The 23,104-nt window shown below is 60.6% G+C and carries 23 protein-coding genes; 7 read left to right on the top strand and 16 right to left on the bottom strand.

The genetic code is table 11. The features are described 5' to 3' along the window. Positions 1–11 precede the first annotated feature (11 nt). The 12 genes from ACQY5P_RS02450 to ACQY5P_RS02395 all read right to left on the bottom strand — a co-directional run bounded on the left by ACQY5P_RS02450 (position 12) and on the right by ACQY5P_RS02395 (position 12,542). Positions 12–1,301: a serine hydrolase domain-containing protein gene (locus ACQY5P_RS02450; protein WP_428409259.1), complete on the bottom strand. Its 1,290-nt coding sequence runs from the start codon at positions 1,299–1,301 to the stop codon at positions 12–14. Positions 1,302–1,323: 22 nt separating this feature from the next. Continuing rightward, a complete protein-coding gene (locus ACQY5P_RS02445) occupies positions 1,324–1,758 on the bottom strand; it encodes an MAPEG family protein (protein ID WP_428409258.1) in 435 nt (144 codons plus the stop codon). Beyond that, a complete protein-coding gene (locus tag ACQY5P_RS02440; RefSeq protein ID WP_428409257.1) occupies positions 1,755–2,225 on the bottom strand; it encodes a GAF domain-containing protein in 471 nt (156 codons plus the stop codon). Before ACQY5P_RS02440 ends, ACQY5P_RS02445 begins: the two co-directional genes overlap by 4 nt. Positions 2,226–2,228: 3 nt before the next feature. After that, the gene (locus tag ACQY5P_RS02435) at positions 2,229–3,158 is read right to left on the bottom strand and encodes a DMT family transporter (protein ID WP_428409256.1); all 930 of its coding nucleotides are present in this window, start codon (positions 3,156–3,158) and stop codon (positions 2,229–2,231) included. Next, positions 3,155–3,838 carry a fumarylacetoacetate hydrolase family protein gene (locus ACQY5P_RS02430; protein ID WP_428409255.1) on the bottom strand — a complete coding sequence of 228 codons (684 nt, stop codon included), beginning with the start codon at positions 3,836–3,838 and terminating at the stop codon, positions 3,155–3,157. Before ACQY5P_RS02430 ends, ACQY5P_RS02435 begins: the two co-directional genes overlap by 4 nt. 15 nt (positions 3,839–3,853) lie before the next feature. After that, entirely contained in the window at positions 3,854–4,279 is a 426-nt protein-coding gene (locus tag ACQY5P_RS02425) for an LIC_13387 family protein (protein WP_428409254.1), read from the bottom strand. Next, positions 4,276–4,506 carry a DUF1272 domain-containing protein gene (locus ACQY5P_RS02420; protein ID WP_428409253.1) on the bottom strand — a complete coding sequence of 77 codons (231 nt, stop codon included), beginning with the start codon at positions 4,504–4,506 and terminating at the stop codon, positions 4,276–4,278. The genes ACQY5P_RS02425 and ACQY5P_RS02420 overlap by 4 nt, the downstream gene beginning before the upstream one ends. A 77-nt stretch (positions 4,507–4,583) precedes the next feature. After that, a complete protein-coding gene (locus tag ACQY5P_RS02415; protein WP_428409252.1) occupies positions 4,584–6,947 on the bottom strand; it encodes a TonB-dependent receptor in 2,364 nt (787 codons plus the stop codon). 154 nt (positions 6,948–7,101) lie between these two features. Further along, on the bottom strand, positions 7,102–9,495 hold the full coding sequence (locus tag ACQY5P_RS02410; protein WP_428409251.1) for a mechanosensitive ion channel domain-containing protein: 2,394 nt from the start codon (positions 9,493–9,495) through the stop codon (positions 7,102–7,104). Further along, on the bottom strand, positions 9,492–10,505 hold the full coding sequence (locus ACQY5P_RS02405) for a zinc transporter ZntB (RefSeq protein WP_428409250.1): 1,014 nt from the start codon (positions 10,503–10,505) through the stop codon (positions 9,492–9,494). Before ACQY5P_RS02405 ends, ACQY5P_RS02410 begins: the two co-directional genes overlap by 4 nt. Before the next feature lie 6 nt (positions 10,506–10,511). After that, positions 10,512–11,165 carry a fructose-6-phosphate aldolase gene (gene fsa, locus ACQY5P_RS02400; protein ID WP_428409249.1) on the bottom strand — a complete coding sequence of 218 codons (654 nt, stop codon included), beginning with the start codon at positions 11,163–11,165 and terminating at the stop codon, positions 10,512–10,514. Between the two features lie 48 nt (positions 11,166–11,213). After that, entirely contained in the window at positions 11,214–12,542 is a 1,329-nt protein-coding gene (locus ACQY5P_RS02395) for a DUF418 domain-containing protein (RefSeq protein ID WP_428409248.1), read from the bottom strand. Positions 12,543–12,802: 260 nt separating this feature from the next. Between ACQY5P_RS02395 and ACQY5P_RS02390 the strand changes: the two genes are divergently transcribed. The 5 genes from ACQY5P_RS02390 to ACQY5P_RS02370 are packed head-to-tail and all read left to right on the top strand — an operon-like array spanning position 12,803 to position 17,134. After that, positions 12,803–14,683 carry a 2-oxoacid:acceptor oxidoreductase subunit alpha gene (locus tag ACQY5P_RS02390; protein WP_428409247.1) on the top strand — a complete coding sequence of 627 codons (1,881 nt, stop codon included), beginning with the start codon at positions 12,803–12,805 and terminating at the stop codon, positions 14,681–14,683. 2 nt (positions 14,684–14,685) lie between these two features. Continuing rightward, a complete protein-coding gene (locus ACQY5P_RS02385) occupies positions 14,686–15,129 on the top strand; it encodes a hypothetical protein (RefSeq protein ID WP_428409246.1) in 444 nt (147 codons plus the stop codon). Then, positions 15,126–15,572 carry a hypothetical protein gene (locus ACQY5P_RS02380; RefSeq protein WP_428409245.1) on the top strand — a complete coding sequence of 149 codons (447 nt, stop codon included), beginning with the start codon at positions 15,126–15,128 and terminating at the stop codon, positions 15,570–15,572. Before ACQY5P_RS02385 ends, ACQY5P_RS02380 begins: the two co-directional genes overlap by 4 nt. 22 nt (positions 15,573–15,594) lie before the next feature. Further along, entirely contained in the window at positions 15,595–16,596 is a 1,002-nt protein-coding gene (locus ACQY5P_RS02375) for a 2-oxoacid:ferredoxin oxidoreductase subunit beta (protein WP_428409244.1), read from the top strand. A 52-nt stretch (positions 16,597–16,648) separates the two neighbouring features. Continuing rightward, positions 16,649–17,134: a hypothetical protein gene (locus ACQY5P_RS02370; protein WP_428409243.1), complete on the top strand. Its 486-nt coding sequence runs from the start codon at positions 16,649–16,651 to the stop codon at positions 17,132–17,134. 21 nt (positions 17,135–17,155) lie between these two features. Here ACQY5P_RS02370 and ACQY5P_RS02365 read toward each other — a convergent pair whose 3' ends face one another. The 4 genes from ACQY5P_RS02365 to ACQY5P_RS02350 all read right to left on the bottom strand — a co-directional run bounded on the left by ACQY5P_RS02365 (position 17,156) and on the right by ACQY5P_RS02350 (position 20,293). After that, entirely contained in the window at positions 17,156–17,473 is a 318-nt protein-coding gene (locus ACQY5P_RS02365; RefSeq protein WP_428409242.1) for a hypothetical protein, read from the bottom strand. A 9-nt stretch (positions 17,474–17,482) separates the two neighbouring features. Beyond that, a complete protein-coding gene (gabT, locus tag ACQY5P_RS02360) occupies positions 17,483–18,790 on the bottom strand; it encodes a 4-aminobutyrate--2-oxoglutarate transaminase (protein WP_428409241.1) in 1,308 nt (435 codons plus the stop codon). Between the two features lie 107 nt (positions 18,791–18,897). Continuing rightward, positions 18,898–19,332: a hypothetical protein gene (locus ACQY5P_RS02355; protein ID WP_428409240.1), complete on the bottom strand. Its 435-nt coding sequence runs from the start codon at positions 19,330–19,332 to the stop codon at positions 18,898–18,900. A 103-nt stretch (positions 19,333–19,435) separates the two neighbouring features. Next, a complete protein-coding gene (locus tag ACQY5P_RS02350) occupies positions 19,436–20,293 on the bottom strand; it encodes a DUF2306 domain-containing protein (RefSeq protein WP_428409239.1) in 858 nt (285 codons plus the stop codon). Positions 20,294–20,549: 256 nt separating this feature from the next. Here ACQY5P_RS02350 and ACQY5P_RS02345 point away from each other — a divergent pair, with 256 nt between their 5' ends. Both ACQY5P_RS02345 and ACQY5P_RS02340 read left to right on the top strand, forming a co-directional pair. Next, positions 20,550–21,593, top strand: a complete 1,044-nt coding sequence (locus ACQY5P_RS02345) for a helix-turn-helix domain-containing protein (RefSeq protein ID WP_428409238.1) — start codon at positions 20,550–20,552, stop codon at positions 21,591–21,593. Between the two features lie 333 nt (positions 21,594–21,926). Then, positions 21,927–23,102 (top strand): vWA domain-containing protein, encoded by a 1,176-nt coding sequence (locus ACQY5P_RS02340; RefSeq protein ID WP_428409237.1) that lies wholly within the window; start codon positions 21,927–21,929, stop codon positions 23,100–23,102. Positions 23,103–23,104 lie beyond the last annotated feature (2 nt).

Below are 23,104 nucleotides of genomic sequence, written 5' to 3'. Positions count from 1 at the left end.
TTCAACAGGCTCTACTTCTTCACGGCTCCGTAAGCGACGCCTTTCACAAGATCGCGCGCCCGCGAAGGTTTGATGTATGGGTTCGGCTGAGTCTGCGCCAACAGGATGGCGCCGATATTTTGCTCGGCGTTGACGAAGAAATGCGTGTCCCAATAACCTGCCCAGCCCCAGTCGCCCTCCGCGCCCACATTCCCTGAATAGCCGGGCTCAAGCACGACATAGCCGCCGAGACCGAAGGTCGTGCCCGTCTTCTGCCAGGGTTCCGGCCGCGCCTCCATGGGCGTGTGGTCGGACATCATCAGCTTCACCGTGGCCGGCGATAGAATGCGCGCGCCGTCAAGCTCGCCGCCATTCAAAAGCATGCGCATGAAGCGCGCGTAGTCGTCGACATTGGAGACCAGCCCCGCGCCGCCTGACGCGATGCCAAAGGCCTCGTCATTGACGTTTGAGCTGAGCGCGTTGCCGACGCTGCGGATCATCTCGCCTTGTTCGTTAAACTCGACGACAACCGCCAGCCCGTCGAAATCCTCTTCGTTGAGAAAGAATTCGGTCTCGGTCATGCGCAGCGGCGCGAACACGTTCTCCTGCAAATAAGCTTCGAGCTCCATGCCGCTAACGACCTCGATGATGCGGCCCAGAACATCGATGGAATAGCTGTATTCCCATTTCTCGCCCGGCTCCGTGAGAAGCGGCAGCGCAGCGATCTGGTCGATGCGTTCGCCGAGATCGCCTTCCGTCAGCAGCAGGTTCGCCTCGAGATAGGCCTTGTCGAGATCGCTCTCCATGGAGAACACATAGCCGATGCCGGCCGTATGAGTGAGGAGGTCATGAATGGTGATCGAGCGTTTGGCGGGGCGGGTCTCGAAAGAGCCGTCCTTCTGGCGGTTCTTGCTGACCGCAACCTGCGGATTGGCATAGGCGGGAATGAAACGCTCCACCGGGTCGCTGAGCGCAACGAGACCGCGATCCACAAGCTGCATCACCGCCACGGAAATCACCGGCTTGGTCATGGATGCGATGCGAAACCGCGTGTCCGTCGTCATGGGTTTGTCGTTGAAGGGATCCGCTTTGCCGAAGGCTTTCTTATAGGCTACGCCTTCTTTGGTGACGACCGCCGCCACATAACCCGCCCGGTTTCCGTCATCGATTTCCGCCTGAAGCACGGCGTCGATCCGTTCGAGCGCCTCAGCAGAAAGTTGAGAGCGGTCACGGGCGAAAGCCTCGCCGCCAGCGGAAACCGTGATAATGGCGGCCGCCAGCACAGCGGCCACTGCGCGCATGAACGTCTTTTCTTGTTTCATCCCTATCCCCTTCTTGCGTTTGTCAGATAGCGCCCATGCTGAAGACATGGGCCGCGAGGTAAATCCATAAAACCGCAACAGCGACGAAACCGGCGAGAAAAAAGCCGAAACGCTGCATGACGACATTCTTGCCGATGTGAATGGCGGCGTGAACGAGACGCGTCGCGACAAAAACCCAGGCGAGGATCGCTGCGATCCAGCCTGCGGCGCCCAACTGAAAAGCGAACAGGACGCCGACATAAAACAGCACGGGCAATTCGAACTGGCTTTCCACCGAGTTGCTGATCTGGCGCGCTTTAACAGGCCACGCCGCCTGATCGTAGGCGAGTTCCGGTTTCAGATTGGCGGGGTTGCTGGCATGAGCGAAACGCGCGCGCACGAGCATGAGATAAACGACAATTGTCAACGCAACCTGCGCCAGAACGGCGGCGAACAAAACCATTTGAGCGGTCGTCATAGAAAGACTCCTTTCATTATTTTTTCGAGACTCTCTTTGTCCACATTGTCGAACTGACTTTTCTTGTCGCTGTCGACGTCAAAGACGGCGATGAGCGCGCCGGAGGCGTCAAAGACCGGCACGACGATTTCGGATTCGGACCGCGCGTCGCAAGCAATGTGTCCGGGAAAGGCATGCACATCCTCGACGATCTGCGTTTCGCGGCTCGCCGCGGCGGCGCCGCAGACACCCTTGCCGAAAGGAATGCGCAGGCAGCCGAGCGTCCCCTGATAGGGGCCGATGACGAGTTCGTCCGGTTTTTCCGGATCGACGACATAGAAGCCGGTCCAGAAATAATGCTCGAAGGCGTGATGGAGGATGTTGGAGACCGTCGCCATGCGCGCGACACGGTTTGTCTCGCCCTCGATGACGGCGGCGATTTCCTTTGCGGTTTCCTCGTAGCGGTGTTTTTTTGTTCTTGCGTCCATGGCTCAAACTTCAGGTGAAGCGATAAGAATGGCAAGCCCGATGACGGTAACAAGCGCGCCAGCCATGACTTGCGGGCTGACCCAGCCGGAGCCTGCGAACCCCTCCATGAGGATCACATAGCTCGGGGTCAGCAGCATATAAGCGTTCGCCTTCGCCGCCGGGATGCGCAAGAGGCCGAACTGCAGAAGGAAGTAAGACCCCGCCGTCGCCACCGTCCCAAGATAGACGATGCACCACCAGACGACCGGCGGCAAATGCCCCCAGTCGGTCGCAAGGAGCGCCGGCGCGCCGTAGAGGAGGAGGCACGCGCCCGCGCCAATGGCCGACCATAAAGCGAAAATAATGGTCGACTCCCCGCGGTTGAACTTCTTGACCAGCGGGTTGTGCAGCGCATGGGCGATGACGCCCAGGAAGAAGATCACCTCCCCTTTGCCTACGGCGAAAGACAGAATGGCGTTGATGTCGCCGCGGAAAATCACCCAGACCGCGCCCAGCGCCGCAAGCGTCAGGCTGCCCATCACGGTGACGCCCGCCTTCTGACGCAGGAGGAAGAAGCTCAACACCGCCGTCATCAGCGGCATCAGAGTGAGAACGGCGCCGGTGGAAACGGAACTCGTCAGGCGCAAGGCCACAAACATGAGAATGAAATAGATTCCCATCAGCCCGCCGAGAATGGGGAAGCGCCAGATGGCGGGCGGGCGGATCAATGTGCTGCGCGCCGATTGCGGCGTGATGGCGAAGGCGATGGCGCCGAGGATCGGGATGGCGACCATGTAGCGCACGGCGGTAAGCGCCGCAGGGTCGATATGGGGCGCCGCGCGTTTGCCGATGAAAAACGAGAAAGAGATCAGAAACGCGAACAGCGCCATGGCGAGATGGCCCTGCAGCTTGGGGCCGATCGCCGGCGCCGCCGTCTTCCTCTCAAGGCTCATTCGGCAATCCGGAAGGAAAGGCTGCAAGGGCCAGCCTCGACCGTCACCGCATCGCCGCGCTCAAGGGGCCCGACGCCTTCCGGCGTGCCGGTGAAAATGAGATCGCCGGCTTTCAGCTCGAATTGTTCCGAGAGCGCCGCAATGATGTCGCCGACGGACCAGATCATCTGCGACAGGGGCGCCGACTGGCGCGTCTCGCCATTGACGAGCGTTTTGATCTCTGCCGTGGAAAGATCGCCCACCTCATTCGCAGGAATGATATCGCCCATGGGCGCGGAAAGGTCGAAGCCCTTCGCCGTATCCCATGGCGCGCCCGCGTCTTTCGCACGGCGCTGGTGATCGCGTCTCGTAAGGTCGCACCCTGCGGCATAACCGAAAATCATGTCGCTTGCTTTCTCTGCGCCGATGTTTTTGCCCCCAGCTTTCAGCGCGACAACGAGCTCGCCTTCGTAATGAAGGTCGTCCGTCGCCTGAGCATAGGGAATGACCGATCCGTCTGCCGTGACCGCATCAGCGGGCTTTGTAAAAAACACCGGCGGCTGCGCTTTTGGATCCCCGCCCATTTCGCGCACATGGTCGGCGTAGTTTCGGCCGATGCAGAAAATCCGCCGCACTGGAAAAAGCCCGCCGCCGGCGATGCGCGCCGCAGGCTGCGGCGGAGGATCGAAAACAAATTTCATGGAGAAAACCTTAGGTTACGAATAAAGCATCGCCATGCCGAGAGCGATCAGCGTTACGCCCAGCGCGGAACCGGCGAGCGGAATGACGAACCAGAAAGCCCGCGACATCAGGACATAAGACGCGCCGAAGGCGACGATCGCCACCCGGACAAAGACATCGGCCAGAATATCCGGACGCACGAGCCCGCAATAGGCGACTGTCAGGCCATAGAAGATCAGGCCGAGGCTATGGGAGAAATGAAAGCCGAGATAGGACAGCCAGAAATTCTTGACGTCCTTGCGCATGGCGATGCGGGTTTCCATGAGCGCGGGCAAGAGCGCCCGGTTCGCGGGCGCGAATTTTCTCGGTTCTTTCAGGTCCGCCGCGGTGATGCGCAGGTGCAAGGCGCCAAGCAGGAAGAAGACAAACGCCCCCGCTGCAATGATCCATTGCGCGTTCATGAGGCCGGCTTCAGGACGCGGTTCGCCGAAGGCGGAAACTTGGCCAGAAGTTCCGCGGGCCTCACCGGGCGCTTTTCGAAATCGCCGCCGCAATTGGGGCAGACGCCTTCAAGCGCGCCTTCCGCGCAATCGGGGCAGAAGGTGCATTCAAAGGAACAGATGCGCGCTTCCGCCTCCGGCGGCAGGTCCTTGTCGCAGCGTTCGCAATTGGGGCGCAGCTCCAGCATTCCCGCCCTCCTTCTCAAATGGCGAAGGGCGAGAATAGGCGGGTTTCCGCCGCGGCGGAAACCCTTTTGACAGGCGCTTAGTAGCGGACGGTCAGATAGCCGCCGAACATGCGCGGCGCCCCGGCGATGAAGGTCGGAATGCCGAAGCCGTCGCCGGTGTTGCCGGCGTCGATGATGAACTCCTTGTCGAAAAGGTTTTCGACGAAGAGCTCGGCGCTCCAGCGGTCATCCGCGGAGTCGAAGCGCAGGCGCATGTCGAAAATCCCGTAGCCGTCCTGGAACTCGTCCTGGAAGAAATCGAGAGGCTGGAGGAGCGCGCCATTGATCGGGTTGACGCGGAAGTCGTTATTATCGTCGAAAAAGACTTTCGTGCGATAAACATAGGCCGGCGTCAGAGAGAAGACGCCGTAAGGCGCCGCCGCAGAGAAGGTCCCGCCGACCGACACTGAATGGTCGGGGCTCAGGCGGAACTGATTGTCGGCGAAGGCGAGCGGATTGCCGTCTTCATCGGTCTCGTCAAAGCGCGACTTGTTGTAGGAATAGGTGGCGAAAATCCTGGCCCAGTCGGCGGGCTGATAGACCGTTACAGCTTCAAGACCGACGGCGTTGGCGCTGCCGGCATTGATGGTCTCGAACATCCCTGCCCCCGTCACGATCGACGACTGGAAGTTCGTATAGGAATAATAATAGCCCGACATGTCGAGAAGGAGCGCGCCGTCAAACCCGCGGGCCTTGAAGCCGAGTTCATAGGAATCAACCGTTTCCGCCGGGATCGTGACGAACTCGTCGAGATTGACGCCAATGCTGGACGTATCGTTGTTGAATTCGAGCACTTCCGGACGCCGACCGCGGCCATAGTTGAAATAGAGATTGAGATTATCGCCCAGCGCATAATTGAGCGCCGCGCGCCAGGTGAAGCCGTCGAAATCGCCATCCACATAGACGGTGTTGAAATTGTTGAAAGCGGTCGCCCCGATGAAGAGGCCTGCGCCGGTGAGCGCGCTCGCCCCGTTCAACAGGCCGGCGTTATACCCCACCCGCTTGTCTTCCGAGGAGTAACGGGCGCCGACGATGAGTTCGAGATCTTCCGTCAGCCGGAACGTCAGGTCAGCAAAGACTTCGTAAGCATCGGTCTCGCCGAAATTGGAGAATTCTTCGGCGTGAACCGGTTTTAAGGGCGTCAGGAAAAGCGGCGATCCGGGATCGGCGTTGAAATCGGGGAAGAGGCCGATCGGCAGGGTCGGCTGCGGCGCGCCCGGGAGATCGGTAAACAAAAACCCGCCAAGCAGCGCCTGCACGGCGCGCTCGTCGAACTGCAGCGGCACGCGCTGCGAGCCGTCTTCGCTGAAATAGGAGGCGCCCACAAAGCCGCTGACGAAACCGCCATCGTCATAGCTGATGCGCAGCTCCTGACTGAACTGTTCGCCCTGCGCATCTTCCGCGAAGACGAAAAGCGGCAGCGCGAACCCGTCCGGATCGAAAACCTCAAGCGAGTCGAATTCGCGATAACCGGTCACCGAGTTGATGCTGACCGCGTCCGTCACATCCCATTGCACGAGCCCGGTGACGCCCCAGACCTCGCGCTCGACGCCAAGCTCCTCGCCGCCTTCGAAACCGCCAAAGGTGTTGAGATCGGCGGGCGCCCAGGGCGCGATGTCGCCGCTCGAGGGAATGAACGTGCCGGATTTGAACGAGGTGCCGGAGTTGTTGTCGCTCTGATAATTGCCGATTACATCGATGCGCAGGGTGTCCATAGGATCGAGGCGCAGGGCGCCGCGGAAGGCGGCGAGTTCAAAGCCGTTGAAATCGGCGCCGCCGAGCCCGTTCTCCACATAGCCGTCGCGCTTCTTGTATCGGAACGACCCGCGGAACGCCGCAAGGTCTTCGGCCAGCGGGATGTTCACGAAACCGTCCACGAGTTGATAATCGTAATTGCCGTAGCCGGCGCGCAGTTCGGCGCCGAACTCGTAAGTCGGCTTGTTCTGGATGATGTTGATGGCGCCGATTAGCGCCGACCGGCCGAACAGGGTCGATTGCGGGCCCTTGGCGACTTCGACGGACGCATCGAAAAGCTCAACGAAAGAGCCGCGCGAGCGCGACACGGAAACGCCATCCTGAAACACCGACACCCGGGGCTCGATATTGGCCGCGCCGGAATCCGATGTGATCCCGCGAATGACGAAACCGGGGTTGTTCGGGCTCTGCTCCTGCACTTCAAGACCGGGGACGAAGTCGGCGAGATCGTCGAATTGCTGCACGCCGAGCGCCTTCAACTGCTCTTCGCTGTAGGCCGTCACCGCAATCGGCACATCCTGAACCGACTGCTCGCGCTTCTGGGTGTAGACGATGATTTCATCCCGGAACGGGTCGTCATTGGTTTGGGCGGCGGCGTTCACGGCGAGCGCTGAAAGAGCCGCCGAGCAAAGAAGGACGCGATGCATGTTGGATATCCCCAAAGAATGTTGCAATGCAGCAGTCCCTAGGGATCGATTGAAACGTCTGAGTGACAGTTATGTTGCGCTTTCGTGAAGGCGCCAGAGCGCCGTGCAGGAAGACGCAGGCTGTTGCCTCGGCGCCACCCTGTTAGCGAGAGCGCTATAGTTCCAAGTCTGTTTCCGGCGGCAGGGCCTGCGCTTTCGCTGCTGCCGGTTTTTTCTCCTCGGCAGCGAAGGACTTATCTCCGCCCGGCATGGACTTGATATAGACATCCTGCTGCGGGAACGGGATTTCTATGCCCGCTTCCTTGAAGGCCTTGAAAATCGCAAAGCGCAATTCGGTGCGCACCGTCAGGCCTTTCGAGATGTCGGCGAGAAAAGCGCGGATTTCAAAATCGAGCGATGAGGCGCCGAAATCCATCCATGTGACGAAAGGCTCGGGATAGGAAACTATCAACGGATGATCGTGGGCGCATTTCATCAGGATGTTCTTCACCAGTTCCGGATCTGAGCCATAAGAAACGCCCACAGGAACAATGATGCGGCCGATGCGGTCCTTATGGGTCCAGTTGGTCACGGTCGAGGAAATCAGTTCCGAGTTCGGCACGATGATCGACGAGCGGTCGAAGGTTTCGATTTCCGTGGAGCGCACGCTGATCCGTTTCACTGTCCCCTCGCCTGACGCAGTGACGATCCAGTCCCCGACTTTGATGGGACGCTCGAACAGGAGGATGAGGCCGGAGACGAAATTGTTGACGATGGACTGAAGCCCGAAACCGATGCCGACCGACAAGGCGCCGGCGATCAGCGCAAGATTGCCGAGATCGAAGCCGAGCGAGGAAATCGACGCGAAAAGCGCAATGATAAGCCCGGCATAACCCAGCAGCGTGATGAGCGAGTTCTGCACCCCGACATCGGCGCGGGAATGGGCGAGCGGCCCGCGCTGAATGGCGCGCTGGATCAGCGTTGTCGCGCCCATGATGACGACAAACACGATGACCGCAGCCAGCAGCTTTGCGACCGATGGAATGTGGACGCCGCCAATATTGAAACCGAACAGCGCCTGCGCCGAGAGATCGCGCACCATGGCGCCGGGAACGCCGAACAGGACGAGGACGGCCGGCGCCAGCGCAATCACGAGAAGCGTGTTGATGAGCAGGCGCGACCAGAAGCGGTAATTCGCCGACTCCGTTTCGTCTGCGCTGTCTTGTTCAGCCGAGAGACGATTGCGAATGGCGAGCGCCGATTCCGCTAGGATCGCGCGCAAGAGCCAGGCGAGTCCTATGAAGAGCGCAAGATAGACGACCCGCGTGGCGATGAAATTCGCCAGCGGCACATAACCCGCGACCGCCGCCACGACGATGATGATCGCAACCCCTCGTCCGGCGCGTCTCAGAAACCGCCAGCCGCCCCCGGTCTTGGCGTCTTCGATGCGCCATAGCCGGCTGCGGGACAGAAGAAAAAGACAGACGCCAATGGCGACCGCAGCTGACGCATCGATGAGCTGCAACAGCGCCGCATCGGCGCGCGCCGCAACGCCGATTGCGGAAAGCAAGGCGTCGAGAGAAAAGAAAACCACGATGGCGAGCGCCAGCCGGCTGACCGAGCGGCCGCGCCCGGCGTCGATGGGCGCAATGCGCCAGGCCGGCAAGGACGGCGCGAAAAAACCGGCGGTGAAGCCCGACACAATCAGGATCGAGAGGACCCCGACCCAGAAAGCGCGCGCCGCCGCTTCGCCCGCCGGCGTTAAAATCCCCTGCGCCCGCAAGGTTTCGATGATGATGAGACCGCCAATGACGCCGGGCGCAGTCCGCGCCGCCATTTTCAGTCCGGCGACGACAACGCGGCGCGCAGGCGTCGGCTTGCGCTTTTCAAGAGCTGCTGAAAAGGTTCCGGCGATCCAGCGGCTCACCGGCCCGAAGATCATCAGCGACAGGATGAGCGCGCCGAAGACGATCGCAATGGAGCGGCCATAGGCGCCTTCGCCGCGGCGCGTTTCGCCCCAGGACGAAAAATAGCGGCCAACCCGGCCGGCGACCTCGCTCGCAGAGCTCCAGGCGGCGCTGATCTGACTGGGAAAAACGGGAGACGCCTCCCTTTTGGTCAGCATCCGGTAAAGCGCGCCTACCTGCGCGCCGGAAAGTCGCGCCAGCAAATCATTGGCTTCATAGATATTGGCGAGAACCCGCGTTCGCTCGCCGGTAAGACGCGCCCGCTGGCTTTCAAGCTGTTCGCGCTCGCCAGCGACAAGATCGCTCTCCGGCGGATCGGTTTCGCCCGGCGCAGGGCCGAGAAGATCGATCTGCGCCCGCACCGCTTCAAGCTCTCGCTCGATCGCAGACAGCCTTTGCCGTCCCGCGGTCCGCAATTCGCGCAGGCGCTGTTCGTAGACAGAAGGCTCTTCGACGTCGCCTTCCGCAATAGCGGTCCGAATCTCCGCGATCGCCGCCGCCGCCCTTTCGATCTCGCGGGTGCGGTCCGTCTGCGCCGCCGCCGAAAGAACCGCCGCGCAACATAAGACCAGCGCCGCCAGCCCGATCCGAAGAAATTTCATAGCCAATTCTTCACCTTGAAATAGACAAGCAAGCCGCCGCCGATGGCGAGGCAGACGGCGACAACGATCCAGAAGGCCGCCGTGCTGTCGACGCCCGGCATGCCGCCCACATTGATGCCAAAAAGGCCGGTCAGAAATCCGAGCGGCAGGAAGATCGCCGCAACGACGGAAAGGACCATCATGTTGCGGTTCATTTCCTCGGCCCGCTGATCGGTGAGCTGATCCTGCAGCACCATAGCCCGCTCGCGCGCGGCGTCGATGTCTTCGGTCATCCGGGTGACGTCGCCCGCGACTTCGCGCAGATCGATCTGGGAGCGCGTATCGAAAAGACTGCCCTGATGCTGCGCCAGATTGTTCAGAGCGTCGCGCTGCGGCGCCATGAAGCGGCGGAGCAGAACTGCGTCGTGACGGACCTCGGCGAGTCTCGACCGGCAGTTCTCGCTTGCGCCCGTGAGAATAGCGTCTTCAAGGTCGTCGATTTTCTCTGCAATGATGTCGATATATGGCTCGACGCGCAGGGTCAGGCGCTGGGCGATGAGCGCGACGAGCTGGCCGGTATTGGCGGGGCCGCCCTCATTGCGCACGGTCAGGCGCACGTCCTGTATGGACTTCAACAGACGCCGGCGCGTCGTAACGACGCGTCGCGCATCGCACCAGATGCGGATCGAGACCATGTCTTCGGCCTCCGCGCCTTCATTGAGATTGACGCCGCGCAGATTGACGAAGACGCCGTTCTCGAACTGGCTCGTCTGCGGCCTTGTTTCGTCGGCGAGAAGTCCGCGCTGCGCCTCGAGAGGAATATCGCCCTGCCGTTCGATCCAGGCGACCGTCTCGGGCTCATTCACATCGAAATGCAGCCACACGAAATCATACGCCGTCTCAAAACCGGGCTTCTGGATCTCCTCCCATGAGAGCGGCTTGCCCACCGTGTTGGTGACGCCATGACCGTGCAACAGGGCCGGGTGGGTTGGGACGAATATTTCCAGCCTGTCGGTATCGAGCGCTTCCATGCTGTGTTAAAGAATTTTCTGTCCGGTTTTCGCCCAGTCATCGAGAAATGCTTTGAGACCTTTATCCGTCAGCGGATGATTGACCAGTGATTTCAAAACTGCAGGCGGGACGGTCGCCACATCGGCGCCGGCGAGCGCTGAATCTTTCACATGGTTCGCCGAGCGGATCGACGCCGCCAGGATTTCCGTCCTGAAATCGTAATTGTCGTAAATGACGCGAATGTCGCGGATCAGCTCCATGCCGTCGATATTGATGTCGTCGAGGCGGCCGATGAAGGGCGAGATGAAGCTCGCGCCCGCCTTCGCCGCGAGCAGCGCCTGGTTCGCCGAGAAACAAAGCGTGACATTGGTCTTGATCGCTTCCGAAGTGAGCGCCTTGCAGGCGATAAGCCCGTCGAAGGTCAGCGGCAGCTTCACGACGACATTGTCGGCGATCTTGGCGAGCGACTTGCCCTCCTTGATCATCGCGTCGGATTCAAGCGCCGTCACCTCGGCGCTGACGGGGCCTGGAACCAGCGCGCATATCTCCGCCGTGACTTCGCGGATGTCGCGGCCCGACTTCATGATTAGGCTCGGATTGGTGGTGACCCCGTCCACAAGCCCTGTAGGCAGGAGGGCCTTGATGTCGCTGATTTCAGCGGTGTCGACGAAAAACTTCATGGGACGGCGTTCCTTCCAATATGCAGCCAAATTCGAGGGCGAGGTCTACTAGACCGCGATTCCCTTGTCAGCAGGCGCCGCGGTCTTTCTGAAGGGCTGCGCCCGCCAGTAGGTGAGGCAGCGCCAGACCCATTCGAGCGGCCCGAAGCGGAAGCGGGCCAGCCACCATAAGGAAAACGCAAGCTGCGCGATCCAGATGACGACCATGATGAGATAGACGTTCGCCCGGTCGAGCGATCCATAGAGCCCAAGCCCGACGCCGCTGAAGATCAGATTGGCGATGATTGTCTGGCCAATGTAATTGCTGAGCGCCATGCGGCCCGCCGCGGCGAGCGCCCGGAACGGCAAGGCGCGCGAGAACGCTTTCCAGAGAAGAAAGAACATGCCGATATGGCCGATCGTCGTTGCGACGCGCGCCGTCTGTTCGAATGTCGCCCAGGCCCAGAGGATCGGTGAGAAATCCGCCTCCCAGCGCTGCGTGACGGCGAGGATGCGCAAAGAAAGCCCTATGGCGTAACCGGCGCCGGCGAGAAAGAGATAGAACATCGTACTGCGTTCGCCGGTGATGATGCGCCACTGATAGAAAGCCATGCCGATCAGCATCATCATGAAGGCGTCGGCGGTCCACCATAAGATATCGCTGACGCCGCTATAGGCGGCGACGACTTCCGCGTTGCTGGCGTAGACCGTGGAGATATCGCCCGTCCGCGCCGCGATCTGGTCTTCAATCTCCTCTTCAGGCGGGTCATTATAAGCGAGGTTTTCGCGCCATTCCTCAAGCACGGCCTCATCTTCGTCGGAAAGCTCTCCAGTTTTGGCTTCGATCGCCGCCGCCTTGCGGCCGAGCTCCGTCTGCGGCGCCTCGTCGAGATAGGTGAGCAGAGTGAGACCGGCGAGAAAGACGCCCGCCAGAAAAATGAGCTTACGCGGCTTCAAGATACGAAAAGGGAAAAGCGCAAGCCCCGCCAGTCCATAGATCTGCAAAACATCGCCGGGCATCAACAGGGCCAGCGCATGGAAGACGCCGAACACAAGCAGCCAGAGCGTGCGCCGGTAATAAAGGTCGGCGATGCGGATTGGCCCGTCGGGATAGAGGGCGCGCGCCGTAAAGAGGATCACCCCGGCGCCGAACATCAGCGAGAAGAGCCCGCGCATGGAGCCTTCCACAAACACCGTGGTGAAACTCCAGAGCCCGTAATTGAGCGCGCCGTCACCGCCTGCGACGGTCGGGTTGGAAAAGGCGATCTCCGGCATCGAAAAGCCGATGATGTTGATGACAAAGATGCCGAGCACCGCAAAACCGCGCAGCGCATCGAGCGCCTCTATGCGCGCGGCGGCGGGCGCCGGCCCGGTCAGCGACTGGTCCTGTGACGTCATGAATCCCCCTCCTCGGCGCCTCAATCTAGGCCCGTTTATTTGCTTTTTCTATCAAGGACTTCAACGCAACTAATGGCGCGGCGGGAAAACCATCACCATGGCGCGAGGGCGTGTCAGAAAGGACTTGTTTTCCCCTCCGGAGGTTGAGATATGGGGCTCCAGAACGCGCGTCAGGCCGCCCCGGAAAGGCGGCTTTCGCGCTTGTTTTTATAGGCCGTTTCGCCATGCTGGCGGACCAGCCGTCTAACGGGTTCCGGGATATGGCCAAGATTACGCCTGAAAACAGTTCAGTTGTCGTGCGGTTTGCAGGCGATTCGGGCGACGGGGTGCAGCTTTTAGGCTCGCAGTTCGCCGAGTCGACGGCGCTCGCCGGGGCCGACTTTTCGACCTTCCCCGACTTCCCGGCGGAAATCCGCGCGCCCGTGGGCACGACCTTTGGCGTCTCGGCGTTCCAGATCAATCTCGGCGCGCGCCGCATTTCGACCGCGGGCGACCAGCCGGACGTCCTCGTTGCGCTCAATCCGGCGGCGCTCAAGGTGAACCTCCCGCTTCTGCAAAAAGGCGCGCTGATCGTCCTCAACACGGACGCTTTCAACGACCGGAATTTCGCCAAGGCGCATATAGCGGCCGATCCGCGCAAAACTGGCGAGCTTGACGATTTTCAGGTGATCGAGATCGCGATTTCGACGCAGACCCTCGAAGCGGTGAAGCCGCACGGGCTATCGAAATCCGACGCCGAGCAATGCAAGAACTTCTGGGCGCTGGGCGCGATCCTGTGGATGTTTGGGCGCGACCGCGATCCAATTGTCCAATGGGCGCAGAAGAAATTCGCGAAAAAGCCGCCTGAGATTCTCGCGGGCAACCTCGCCGCCCTCGACGCCGGCCACGCCTATGCGGAGACAGCGGAGCTTTCCGCAGAGATCCCGCAATTCGTCATCGGCGAAGCGCCCATGGAGAAAGGCGAATACCGCTCCATCACCGGCGCCGAAGCGATTTCATTGGGCCTTGCGGCGGCGGGCGAACTCGCGGACCGGCAGATCGTTTTCTGCGGCTATCCTATCACGCCGGCGTCCTCGATCCTGCATCATTTGTCGCGCATGGGCGATCTTGGCGTCGCGACCTTCCAGGCGGAAGACGAAATCGCGGCTTGCTGCGCGGCCATCGGCGCATCCTACGGGGGCGCCATCGGCGTCACCTCGTCGTCGGGCCCGGGCATCGCGCTCAAGACCGAAGCCATCGGCCTCGCCATGGCGACGGAGCTGCCGCTCGTCATCGTCAATTCCCAGCGCGGCGGGCCGTCGACCGGTCTGCCCACCAAGACCGAACAATCCGATCTCTATCAAGCCGTCTACGGACGAAACGCCGACGCGCCGCTTCCCGTGATTGCAGCGGCTGGCCCCGGCGACTGTTTCGATGCGGCGATCGAGGCGACGCGCGTCGCCATCCGCCACATGACGCCGGTGTTCCTCCTGACCGACGGCTATATCGCCAATGCCGCCGGCCCGTGGGAGCTGCCCGACATGGCGGATTACGAACCGATCCTGTCCAACGCGGCGCCGAAACCCGCGGACGATCCTGTCGACCTCAAAAAAGCGATCTGGGACCGCGACGCGTCGAGCCTCGGCCGCCCGTGGGTTGCGCCGGGCATGGAAGGTCTCGCGCACCGCATCGGCGGGCTCGAAAAGGACATCGAAACCGGCGACATCTCCTATGACGCCAAGAACCACCAGGCCATGGGCGAGTTGCGCGCGCAAAAAGTCGCAAAAGTCGCCGACTTCATTGCCGATCAGGTCGTGGAGCAGGGAAACACCAAAGGCCCGCTCGTTGTCGTCGGCTGGGGCTCGACCCATGGCGCGATCTGGCGCGCGGTGCAGCAAGCCCGCGAGCAAGGGCTCGACGTGGCGCAGATTCACCTGCGCTGGCTCAACCCGCTGCCGAAAAATCTCGGCCGGCTCCTCGCGGATTATGACCGCGTCCTCGTGCCGGAAATGAATTTCGGCCAGTGCGCCACGTTGCTGCGCGACAAGCTCGGCCTCGATGTTGTGCAGCTCAACAAAGTCTCCGGCCAGCCCTTCAAGATCGTGGAAGTCCTGAACGCCATCCGCGAGAACTATCCCGGCGCACAACAGGCGGCGGAATAGCTATGGTTTCGCGGGGCGCTCTCATTTCCATCTCAGTTCTATCCATGGCGGCGATGAGCCCGACTTTCGCGCAAACCTGTCTCGATCATGATTTCTCCGACGAGACCGAATTCGTCATTCAGTCGAGCAGCCAGAACGCCGCCTATCGCAATTTTCTCTTCGGGTCCGATAGGGCGCTTTACTGGACCAACGATGTAAGAAAGCTCATCCAGTCATTGCAAGCCGATGCGGGCGAATGGCGCGCGACCGACGCCGCCTGGTCAGCGAATGCGGTCGCGCTTGAATTCTCCGATGGCGGCTATCAGTGCAACGCCGCCATTGACGATGACGACCTCTATGCGGACGCCGCGGCGGGCGCCGGACAGTTCGTGCGCGCGCTGGCCCGTTCCGAACGCAGCCGGATCATGGGCCAGCTTAACGACATCAACCGGATGGCCGTCCAATGAGCGCCATACGAAATATAGCGCTAGCGCTCCTCCCCCTCGCCGCGCTCGCCGCCTGCGGCGAGAAAAAACCCGTGCGCGTGCTGGTGGATGTGGTCCAGCCGGACGCAGACGCCAATTACGGCGTCTTTGTCTGGCGCGAGACAGGCTCGGTTGAACCGACGCAGCTTTATTTCGGCGTCAGCGTTTTTCTGATCGAAGGCAAGAGCAACGAAGAACGCCTCCTCGATCTGGAGCCTTTCGCCAGCGCCGACTTCTCCGCGTCCGTCGTCTCTTACGGCTGGAGCGAATTAAAAGAGTTTTCCCTTTGCGGCTCGAAGATGCGCCGCTTGCAGACCATCGACACGAGCGTCTCGTCTAAAGTCATCGAGAAGGTCAACTATCTGAACGGCGCCGAGTGTGCGGGCAAAGACTGGTCCGCCTCCTTCCCGCCGCAATTTCAATAAGAACGTCTAAAAGAGTAATCTTATGAACGCTCCCCTCACCGCCAAAGATTTCGCCACCGATCAGGAAGTGCGCTGGTGCCCCGGCTGCGGCGACTATGCGATCCTGAAATGCGTACAGAAAACCCTCGCCGATGTGGGCGCCAATCCCGACAAGACGGTGTTCGTCTCCGGCATCGGCTGCTCCTCGCGCTTTCCCTATTACATGAACGCCTATGGCTTCCACACGATCCACGGGCGCGCGCCGGCCTTTGCCACGGGACTGAAGCTTGCGAACCCTGAGCTCGATGTCTGGCTCGTCACCGGCGACGGCGACGGGCTTTCCATCGGCGGCAATCATCTGCTGCATGTCCTGCGCCGCAATGTCGATACGCAGATCATGCTCTTCAACAACGAGATTTACGGGCTGACCAAGGGCCAATATTCGCCGACATCACGCGTCGGCACGCGCTCGCCCTCGACGCCCACGGGCTCCATCGACGCGCCGGTGAACCCATGCGCCTTTGCGCTTGGCGCCGGCGCGCGCTTCATCGCCCGCGGCATCGACACGGACGCGAAGAACCTCTCGCCGGTCCTGAAAGCCGCGCGGGAATTCAAGGGCGCGGCGTTCGTCGAAATCTTCCAAAACTGCATCGTCTACAACAAGGACCGGTTCGAGGATTTCGTCGCCAAGAAAACCGCTGCTGAAACGCAAATCCATGTGGAGCATGGCAAGCCCATGCTGTTCGCGAACGGCGCCAAGGGCCTCAAACTCAATATGAAGACTCTGGCTCTCGAAGTCGTCGATGTGGGCGAGAATGCGACGCCTGTCGAAGACATCTTCGTTCATGACGAGACCAGCAAGGCGGTTGCGCAGATGCTCATTAATCTGCCCATGCAAGGCTATCCCATGCCGCTCGGCGTCATCTATCGCGACCCGGCGCAAAGCTTCGACGACGCCTTCTGGAAACATCACCCGACGCAAGGCAAGCGGACCGGCAAAGTCGCGGATGCGCTGCGCAAGGGAAGCGTCTGGAAGAAGGCGTAACTGCCGCAACATCGCGATTTACCGCTGGCAAGTATTGTGTCAGCCTGAATGAATGCTGTCACTAGACGACAAACCATTCTTTCAAATAGCCTTGATTGCGGGCTTGTTTGTCGCAGCTGCATTCGGGCTAATTGCCGGCGGACTTATACTCTTGGAAGATTTGGGCGCCGATGACAGCAATCTGCCAGCAGAGGCAAGCTGGTTTGCTGTGATGGTTCCGTTTATTGGTTTCGGACTCGGCTTCATGCGAGGCTGGGGCTACGCAATCTATATTTCGCGGAAGAACATTCTTATCAAATGGATCTACTGGCTTATCGGCGGCGTCATTCCCACTGCGGTTATGTTCATGTCGCTGTTTCTGGGCGATATGCTCGCTGACAGCGTATTTCCAACGGAATATGTGACTGATCCAAACCCGTTTCTGACGTCGCCATTCCCGGTTTTGATAACTATTGCTGTAATTTGTTACTTCGTGATTCCATTCACATGGATTTTCGCGCCATGGAACAGAGCGCTCAACGAGTTCTTTTTTAATTGAGCCAAATTATAATCGGTTAGTTTAAAGCCGCGCGGCAATCACCGCCCCAACATACAAAACAATCAGCAGCAAGAAAAATCCGCCCGAGAGATAAAGCGGCCAGCGCGCAGCGAAATGGGAGAGATCGCCTTTCGGCCGGTTTCGTCCCGCCAGAAAGCCGATGACGGCCGCGGCGAGCGCAATCGCCTCCCAGCGCAGAAACTCCATGACTCGATTGAGCCCGCGCGTGAAGCCGTCGCCCGAAGGCTCCAGCGTCATATAGGCGAAGACGCCCTGCACCGCGAGCGCCACCCAGACAATCGCGCAGGTCCAGATGATGAACGTCGAGAGCGTCCGCACCCTTCTCGCTTATCCCTTGATCGCCGCTTCCGTAGCCTCTTCGAAAATGTCGAGGCCTTCGTCGAGGAGATCGTTGGAGATGACGAGCGGCACCAGAGAGCGCAGGCACTGCGCATAGGCGCCGGCTGTGGTCATGATGAGGCCGCGCTGGCGCGCCTCAGTGAGGATTGCGCCCGCGAGATCGCCGTTTGGCTGTTTCGCGTCGCCGTCCTTCACGAACTCGACCGCGACCATGCCGCCGACCTGGCGAACATCGCCGATGACGTTCTTGTGTTTCGCTTTCAGCGCGTTCCAGCGCTTCGCGGTGCGCTCGCCGATTTCAACTGCGCGCTCAAGCAGGCCCTCCGTTTCGAAGATATCGAACACCGCAAGCGCGGCGGCGCAGGCGACCGGGTTGCCGCCATAGGTTGACCCCATGGAGCCCGGAACGACCTTGTCCATGAGCTCCGCCTTGCCGACGAGCGCCGAGAGCGGAAGCCCCGCGGCGATCGATTTTGCAACACAAAGGAAATCCGGCTCCACGCCGACGCTTTCAAAGGCGAAGTATTTGCCCGTGCGGCCCATGCCCGACTGGATTTCATCGGCGATCAGGAGAATGCCGTTGTCGTCGCATTTCTTCCTGAGGCCTTCGAGGAAGGCTTTTGGCGCGGGATTGAACCCGCCCTCGCCCTGCACCGGCTCAACGATGATCGCTGCGACTTCATTGGCGTTGATCGCGGTCTTGAAAATATGATCGAGACAGTTGAGCGCGCCTTCGGTCGAGATGCCGTGATAGCTGTCGGGATAAGGCGCATGAAACACGGCGGGGACATAAGGGCCGAACCCGACCTTGTAGGGTTTTGCCTTGCCCGTCAGGGTCGTCGCCAGAAGCGTGCGTCCGTGAAAAGCGCCTTCAAAGGCGATGACGCCCGGGCGGCCGGTGATCTGACGCGCGAACTTCACCGAGTTCTCGACCGCCTCCGCGCCGGAGTTGAACAGCGCGGTTTTCTTTTTCGTCGGGCCCGGCGCGATGCGGTTCAGCTTTTCGCAGACTTCCACATAGCTTTCATATTGCGCGATGCCGAACGCCGTGTGGATGAAATTCTCGGCCTGCTTCTTGATCGCCTCGACGACCTTCGGATGCGCATGGCCGACATTGAGAACGCCAATGCCGCCGATGAAATCGATATAACGCTTGCCCTCGACGTCCCAGAGTTCGGCGCCTTTGGCGCGCGCCGCGTAAATCCCCGACTTCGACGGCAGGCCCACGGGGCACGCCTCATCGCGGCGCGACTTCAGGCTTTCATTGGTGGCGAACTCGTTTCTTCCGTGATCCATGATAGGGACGCTCCGATTGTTCCGGATTATCGTGACTGGGTATCGTAATAGTCTTGGGGGCTCTAGCACGACCACAATTAAAAGAAAGGGGCGAAAGCCTAGGCTTTTCAGTCTTTTTTCGGTGAACTGAGGAGCCAGATGGCGCCCGTTCCGACTATGGCGTCATAGATGGCGCAGATGAATGCGTACCAGGCGGGGCTGTGGTCCGCTTTCATTAAAAGGTGGAGAAGGTCGACGCCGCCATGGCCGAGGATCAGCGCGCCGAGAAGCCAGATGCGGCCCGACTGCAAAACCGCAAGACCCAGAAGCAGAAACAGGAGCGCGGTCATCCCTTCGACCACCAGGGGCGTTAACGATGACCGCAGGACGATGCCGGAAGGATCGATCCCCGTCAGGGCGAAGCCCACATAGATCCCGACCATCAGGGCGAGTTGTCCGTAGACCCATGGGCCCCGCCCGCGCGGGCCGAGGCTCGCCGTCACGCCCAGCGCCGCCCCGGCCAGCACAATGGCGATCATCACCAGAAGAAATGTCGTCCCCATGAGCGGGAGCATAACCGGGTTTACGCCAAGCGCAAAAGCTGCGCCTCCATGTCCGTCCAACTCTTTCGCATGCGCGAAGGCAGCTGCGATCTCTGGTTGTGGCTTACAATCGCGGCAGCCACATCCCCATCGCCGCCGCAAACGATCCCAACGCTGTCACGCCGGTCGCCGCCAGCACCACAAACGCTGCGGCGAACTTCAGCCCGGCGCCCGTTGAATCCTGCGCCTGGAAATAGAGCTGGAGCACCAGGAGGGGAATCGCCATCTGTGCAAAATACATGAAGGTGAGAAAGGGTCCTTCAAAGGTTTCCGGATCGATCCCGATGCCGCCGGTTGTCATGAACCAGAACATAAGGCCGATGCGGAAAAACCAGACGGCGCTCGCTACCATGAAAAGGCGCATGGCCCAGCGGCGGTGCCGGTCGATCTGCCGGGTCATGGCGAAACGAATGGCGATCGCGGCGCAGATCCAGATCAACACCGCGTCGAGACTGATCGCGATATGCCCGATCATCCCACCGGGAACACCGCGCGTCCAGACGAGGTGAAGGCCCGCTGCGCTCGTCACGGCTGCGGTCAGCACATAGGCGCGTCCGAGATAGCGGTGAAACGCCGGGAAGCGATTGCGAATCTGGGGCGTCAGTTGCAGCGGCCCGCCGCCAATGATGACGATCGCAATCAATACATGAAACGCTATGGCGAGATTGCCGATCAGGTCGCCCGCCACATAGCCCTTTGGCAAGGCCGTATCCGCCAGACCCGGAAATCCATTTTGAGTGAGGGCGGGAACATAAGACGCGGCGACATAGTAAACAAAAATCCACTGACCTGCCGCGGCCGCCAGAAACCACAAGACGCCGGTAAAGCTGAGGAGGCGGTCGGGCCACCGGCCGGATAGGCGCGAGGCCGATTGGCCGGCTGGAGACGGCATGGCCGGGGAAGGCTCAAACAGGGTCGTCACAATGGGGCTCCTATTCTTTTTTTCGATTTGCGGGCGGCGCGAAAAGGTGACTCAAAGCCCGCTGAATCCGGCGTTTTCGCCCGATCTCTGCGCCGTCTCATCGCATTCGCGCTTTCGACGCCTGCGCGGATCGGATATGAAGGGCGCCCGGCGGGCGTGATCTCGCCGATTTGGAAAACGGCCAGTATTTTTGGGGGCAAACGGCGATTATGTCGCCGAAGCGACCTTTGCGCGGGTCAGGGCGAGAGGTGACGCCATGGAAGGATTGCTTCGAAAAAACGGCCTGGCGGATTTCTGGGCCGGCGCGTCTGCTCTCCTGGCGAAGCGCGCAGCGCCGAAGCTGGGTCCGGTCGCGCCATGCGACATCTTGTGGTGGATCTTCACCGCGTCGGTCGCGTTATCCGTAGCGGCGGATTATGCCGGCGATGTCGGCGCGCCAATGACATACATCTTCGCGATTGGCGGTTCCGCCGGGTGCGGCTGGCTGTGGCTGCTCTCGCGCACGCTCTTTCGGGCTGAAAAACCAATCGAACGCTGGAATATCCTCGCCATCGCCGCAATCATCGCCGTTGAATCCTACTGGCACATCGCGGGCGTCCCTTCCGGCTCGGGCGAACTCCGCCGGATCGCCGCAAACGCCGCGTCGCTCATTTGCATCGGCGCGGTCGTGCTGGTCTTTGTGGAAGTTCTTTCGGGCTACAGCGCCGCCCTGCCCAAGCATGAAAGACGCTTTCGCCAGCTCTTCGCGCTGATCTTCGGCGCCATGATCGCCGTAACGTTTCTTTGGGCGATGAACGCCAATGAGACGAGCATCGGCGCGCAATGGGCCGAATCAACGCTTATTGTCAGCGCCGCCGTCGCTGTCATCGGCGCAAGACTCGCCGTCTCGTTCCGCAAACGCCATCCCTTACCGGCGCGCAGCGCGCGAAAGGCGAGCCCCGCGCCCGCCGCCAGCGACGAGAACCTGGCCCGGCGCATTCTCCGCGCTATCGAGGAAGAGCAGCGTTTTGCGACCCCCGATCTCAAAATCGCCGACCTCGCCGCAAGCCTCGGCGAACAGGACTACAAAGTGACGCAATGCATCACCGGCTTTCTCGGCTACCGGAATTTCAATCAGTTCATTAACGCGCGCCGCATCGACTACGCCAAGGATTTGCTATCCGATCCGGCGCATGACGGCCGGCCGATTCTGTCGATCGCCTTCGACTGCGGCTTTAACTCGATCGGCCCCTTCAACCGCGCTTTCAAGAGCCATGTGGGCATGACGCCGCGCGAATTCAGAAATGCAGCCGCGGCATAGCGGCGGACGACGCATCCAGCGGTTGACCGGGCCCCTTCGATTTTTCGCCTCTCGCGCGAATTCTTCAATAAAACCCAGTGTTGGTGAAGAGTTATCCACCACTTTGCCGGCTGGCGTATGATGACGCGGTTGAGAAATTCGCCGCGCGGCAAGTCCGCCGCCGCACCAACCGCAGAGGAGACGACGTTTGACCTATCGGAGAGCAGAATCTTTCAAATGGCGCCAGACTCGTCGGAAAGCCGCTAAGAATGCGGATGAAAACGGGCGGAACCGCTCGGACCACGAGACTGCAGGGCGGGCTTTCGTCTGCAACGGCGCGCGTTAGGATAGACCATGTTTGCAAAATTCTTCCACGAGCTAAAGACGGCCGGCCTGCCCGTTTCCTTACGGGAATATCTCACCCTGATGGAGGCGATGGACGCCGATCTCGCGGGCCGCAGAGTCGAGGATTTTTATTATCTCTCGCGTTCGGCGCTGGTGAAGGACGAGCGCAATCTCGACAAGTTCGACCGGGTCTTCGCCCATGTCTTCAAGGGACTTGAAAGCATCGGCGAGGAGATCACCGCCGACATTCCCGAAGACTGGCTGCGCCTCATGACCGAGCGCTATTTCACGCCGGAAGAGATGAAGGAGATCGAAGCGCTCGGCGGCTGGGACAAGCTGATGGAGACGCTGAAAGAGCGCCTCGAAGAACAGAAGAAGCGCCATGAAGGCGGCAATAAGTGGATCGGCACGGGCGGCACATCGCCCTTCGGCTCCGGCGGCTATAACCCCGAAGGCGTCCGCATCGGCAATCAGGGCAAGCGCCAGGGCCGCGCCGTCAAGGTCTGGGAAAAGCGCGACTACAAGAATCTCGACGACAATGTGGAGCTCGGCACGCGCAACATCAAAATGGCGCTGAGAAAGCTGCGCCGCTTTGCGCGCGAAGGCGCGGCGGAGGAATTCGATCTCGACAGCACGATCGACGCAACCGCCCGCGCCGGCTATCTCGACATCAAGATGCGTCCCGAACGGCGCAACACGATCAAGGTGCTCCTGTTTTTTGACGTGGGCGGATCAATGGATCCGTTCGTGAAGATCTGCGAGGAGCTTTTCTCCGCCGCGCGCGCCGAGTTCAAGCATATGGAGTATTTCTACTTCCATAACTGTCTTTACGATTATGTATGGAAGGACAACCGCCGCCGCTGGACGGAGAAAATTCCAACCTGGGACGTGCTCCACAAATATCCCCATGACTACAAGGTGATCTTTGTCGGCGACGCCTCCATGTCGCCTTACGAGATCACCGTGCCCGGCGGGTCGGTCGAATATTTCAACGAGGAGGCCGGCGCCGTCTGGATGAAGCGGGTCACCGATGTGTACGAACGCGTCGTCTGGCTCAATCCCGTGCGCAAGGACAGCTGGGACTATGTGCCGTCGACCAAGCTCTTGCGCGAACTCACCGGCGAACGGATGTTCCCGCTGACGCTCGGCGGCATCGAAAAGGCGATGGCCGAACTGAAGCGTTAATG

It is taken from the genome of Hyphococcus sp. (genome assembly GCF_965267305.1).
Lineage (GTDB): Bacteria > Pseudomonadota > Alphaproteobacteria > Caulobacterales > Parvularculaceae > Hyphococcus.
This window is presented reverse-complemented; position numbering and strand designations above follow the sequence as displayed.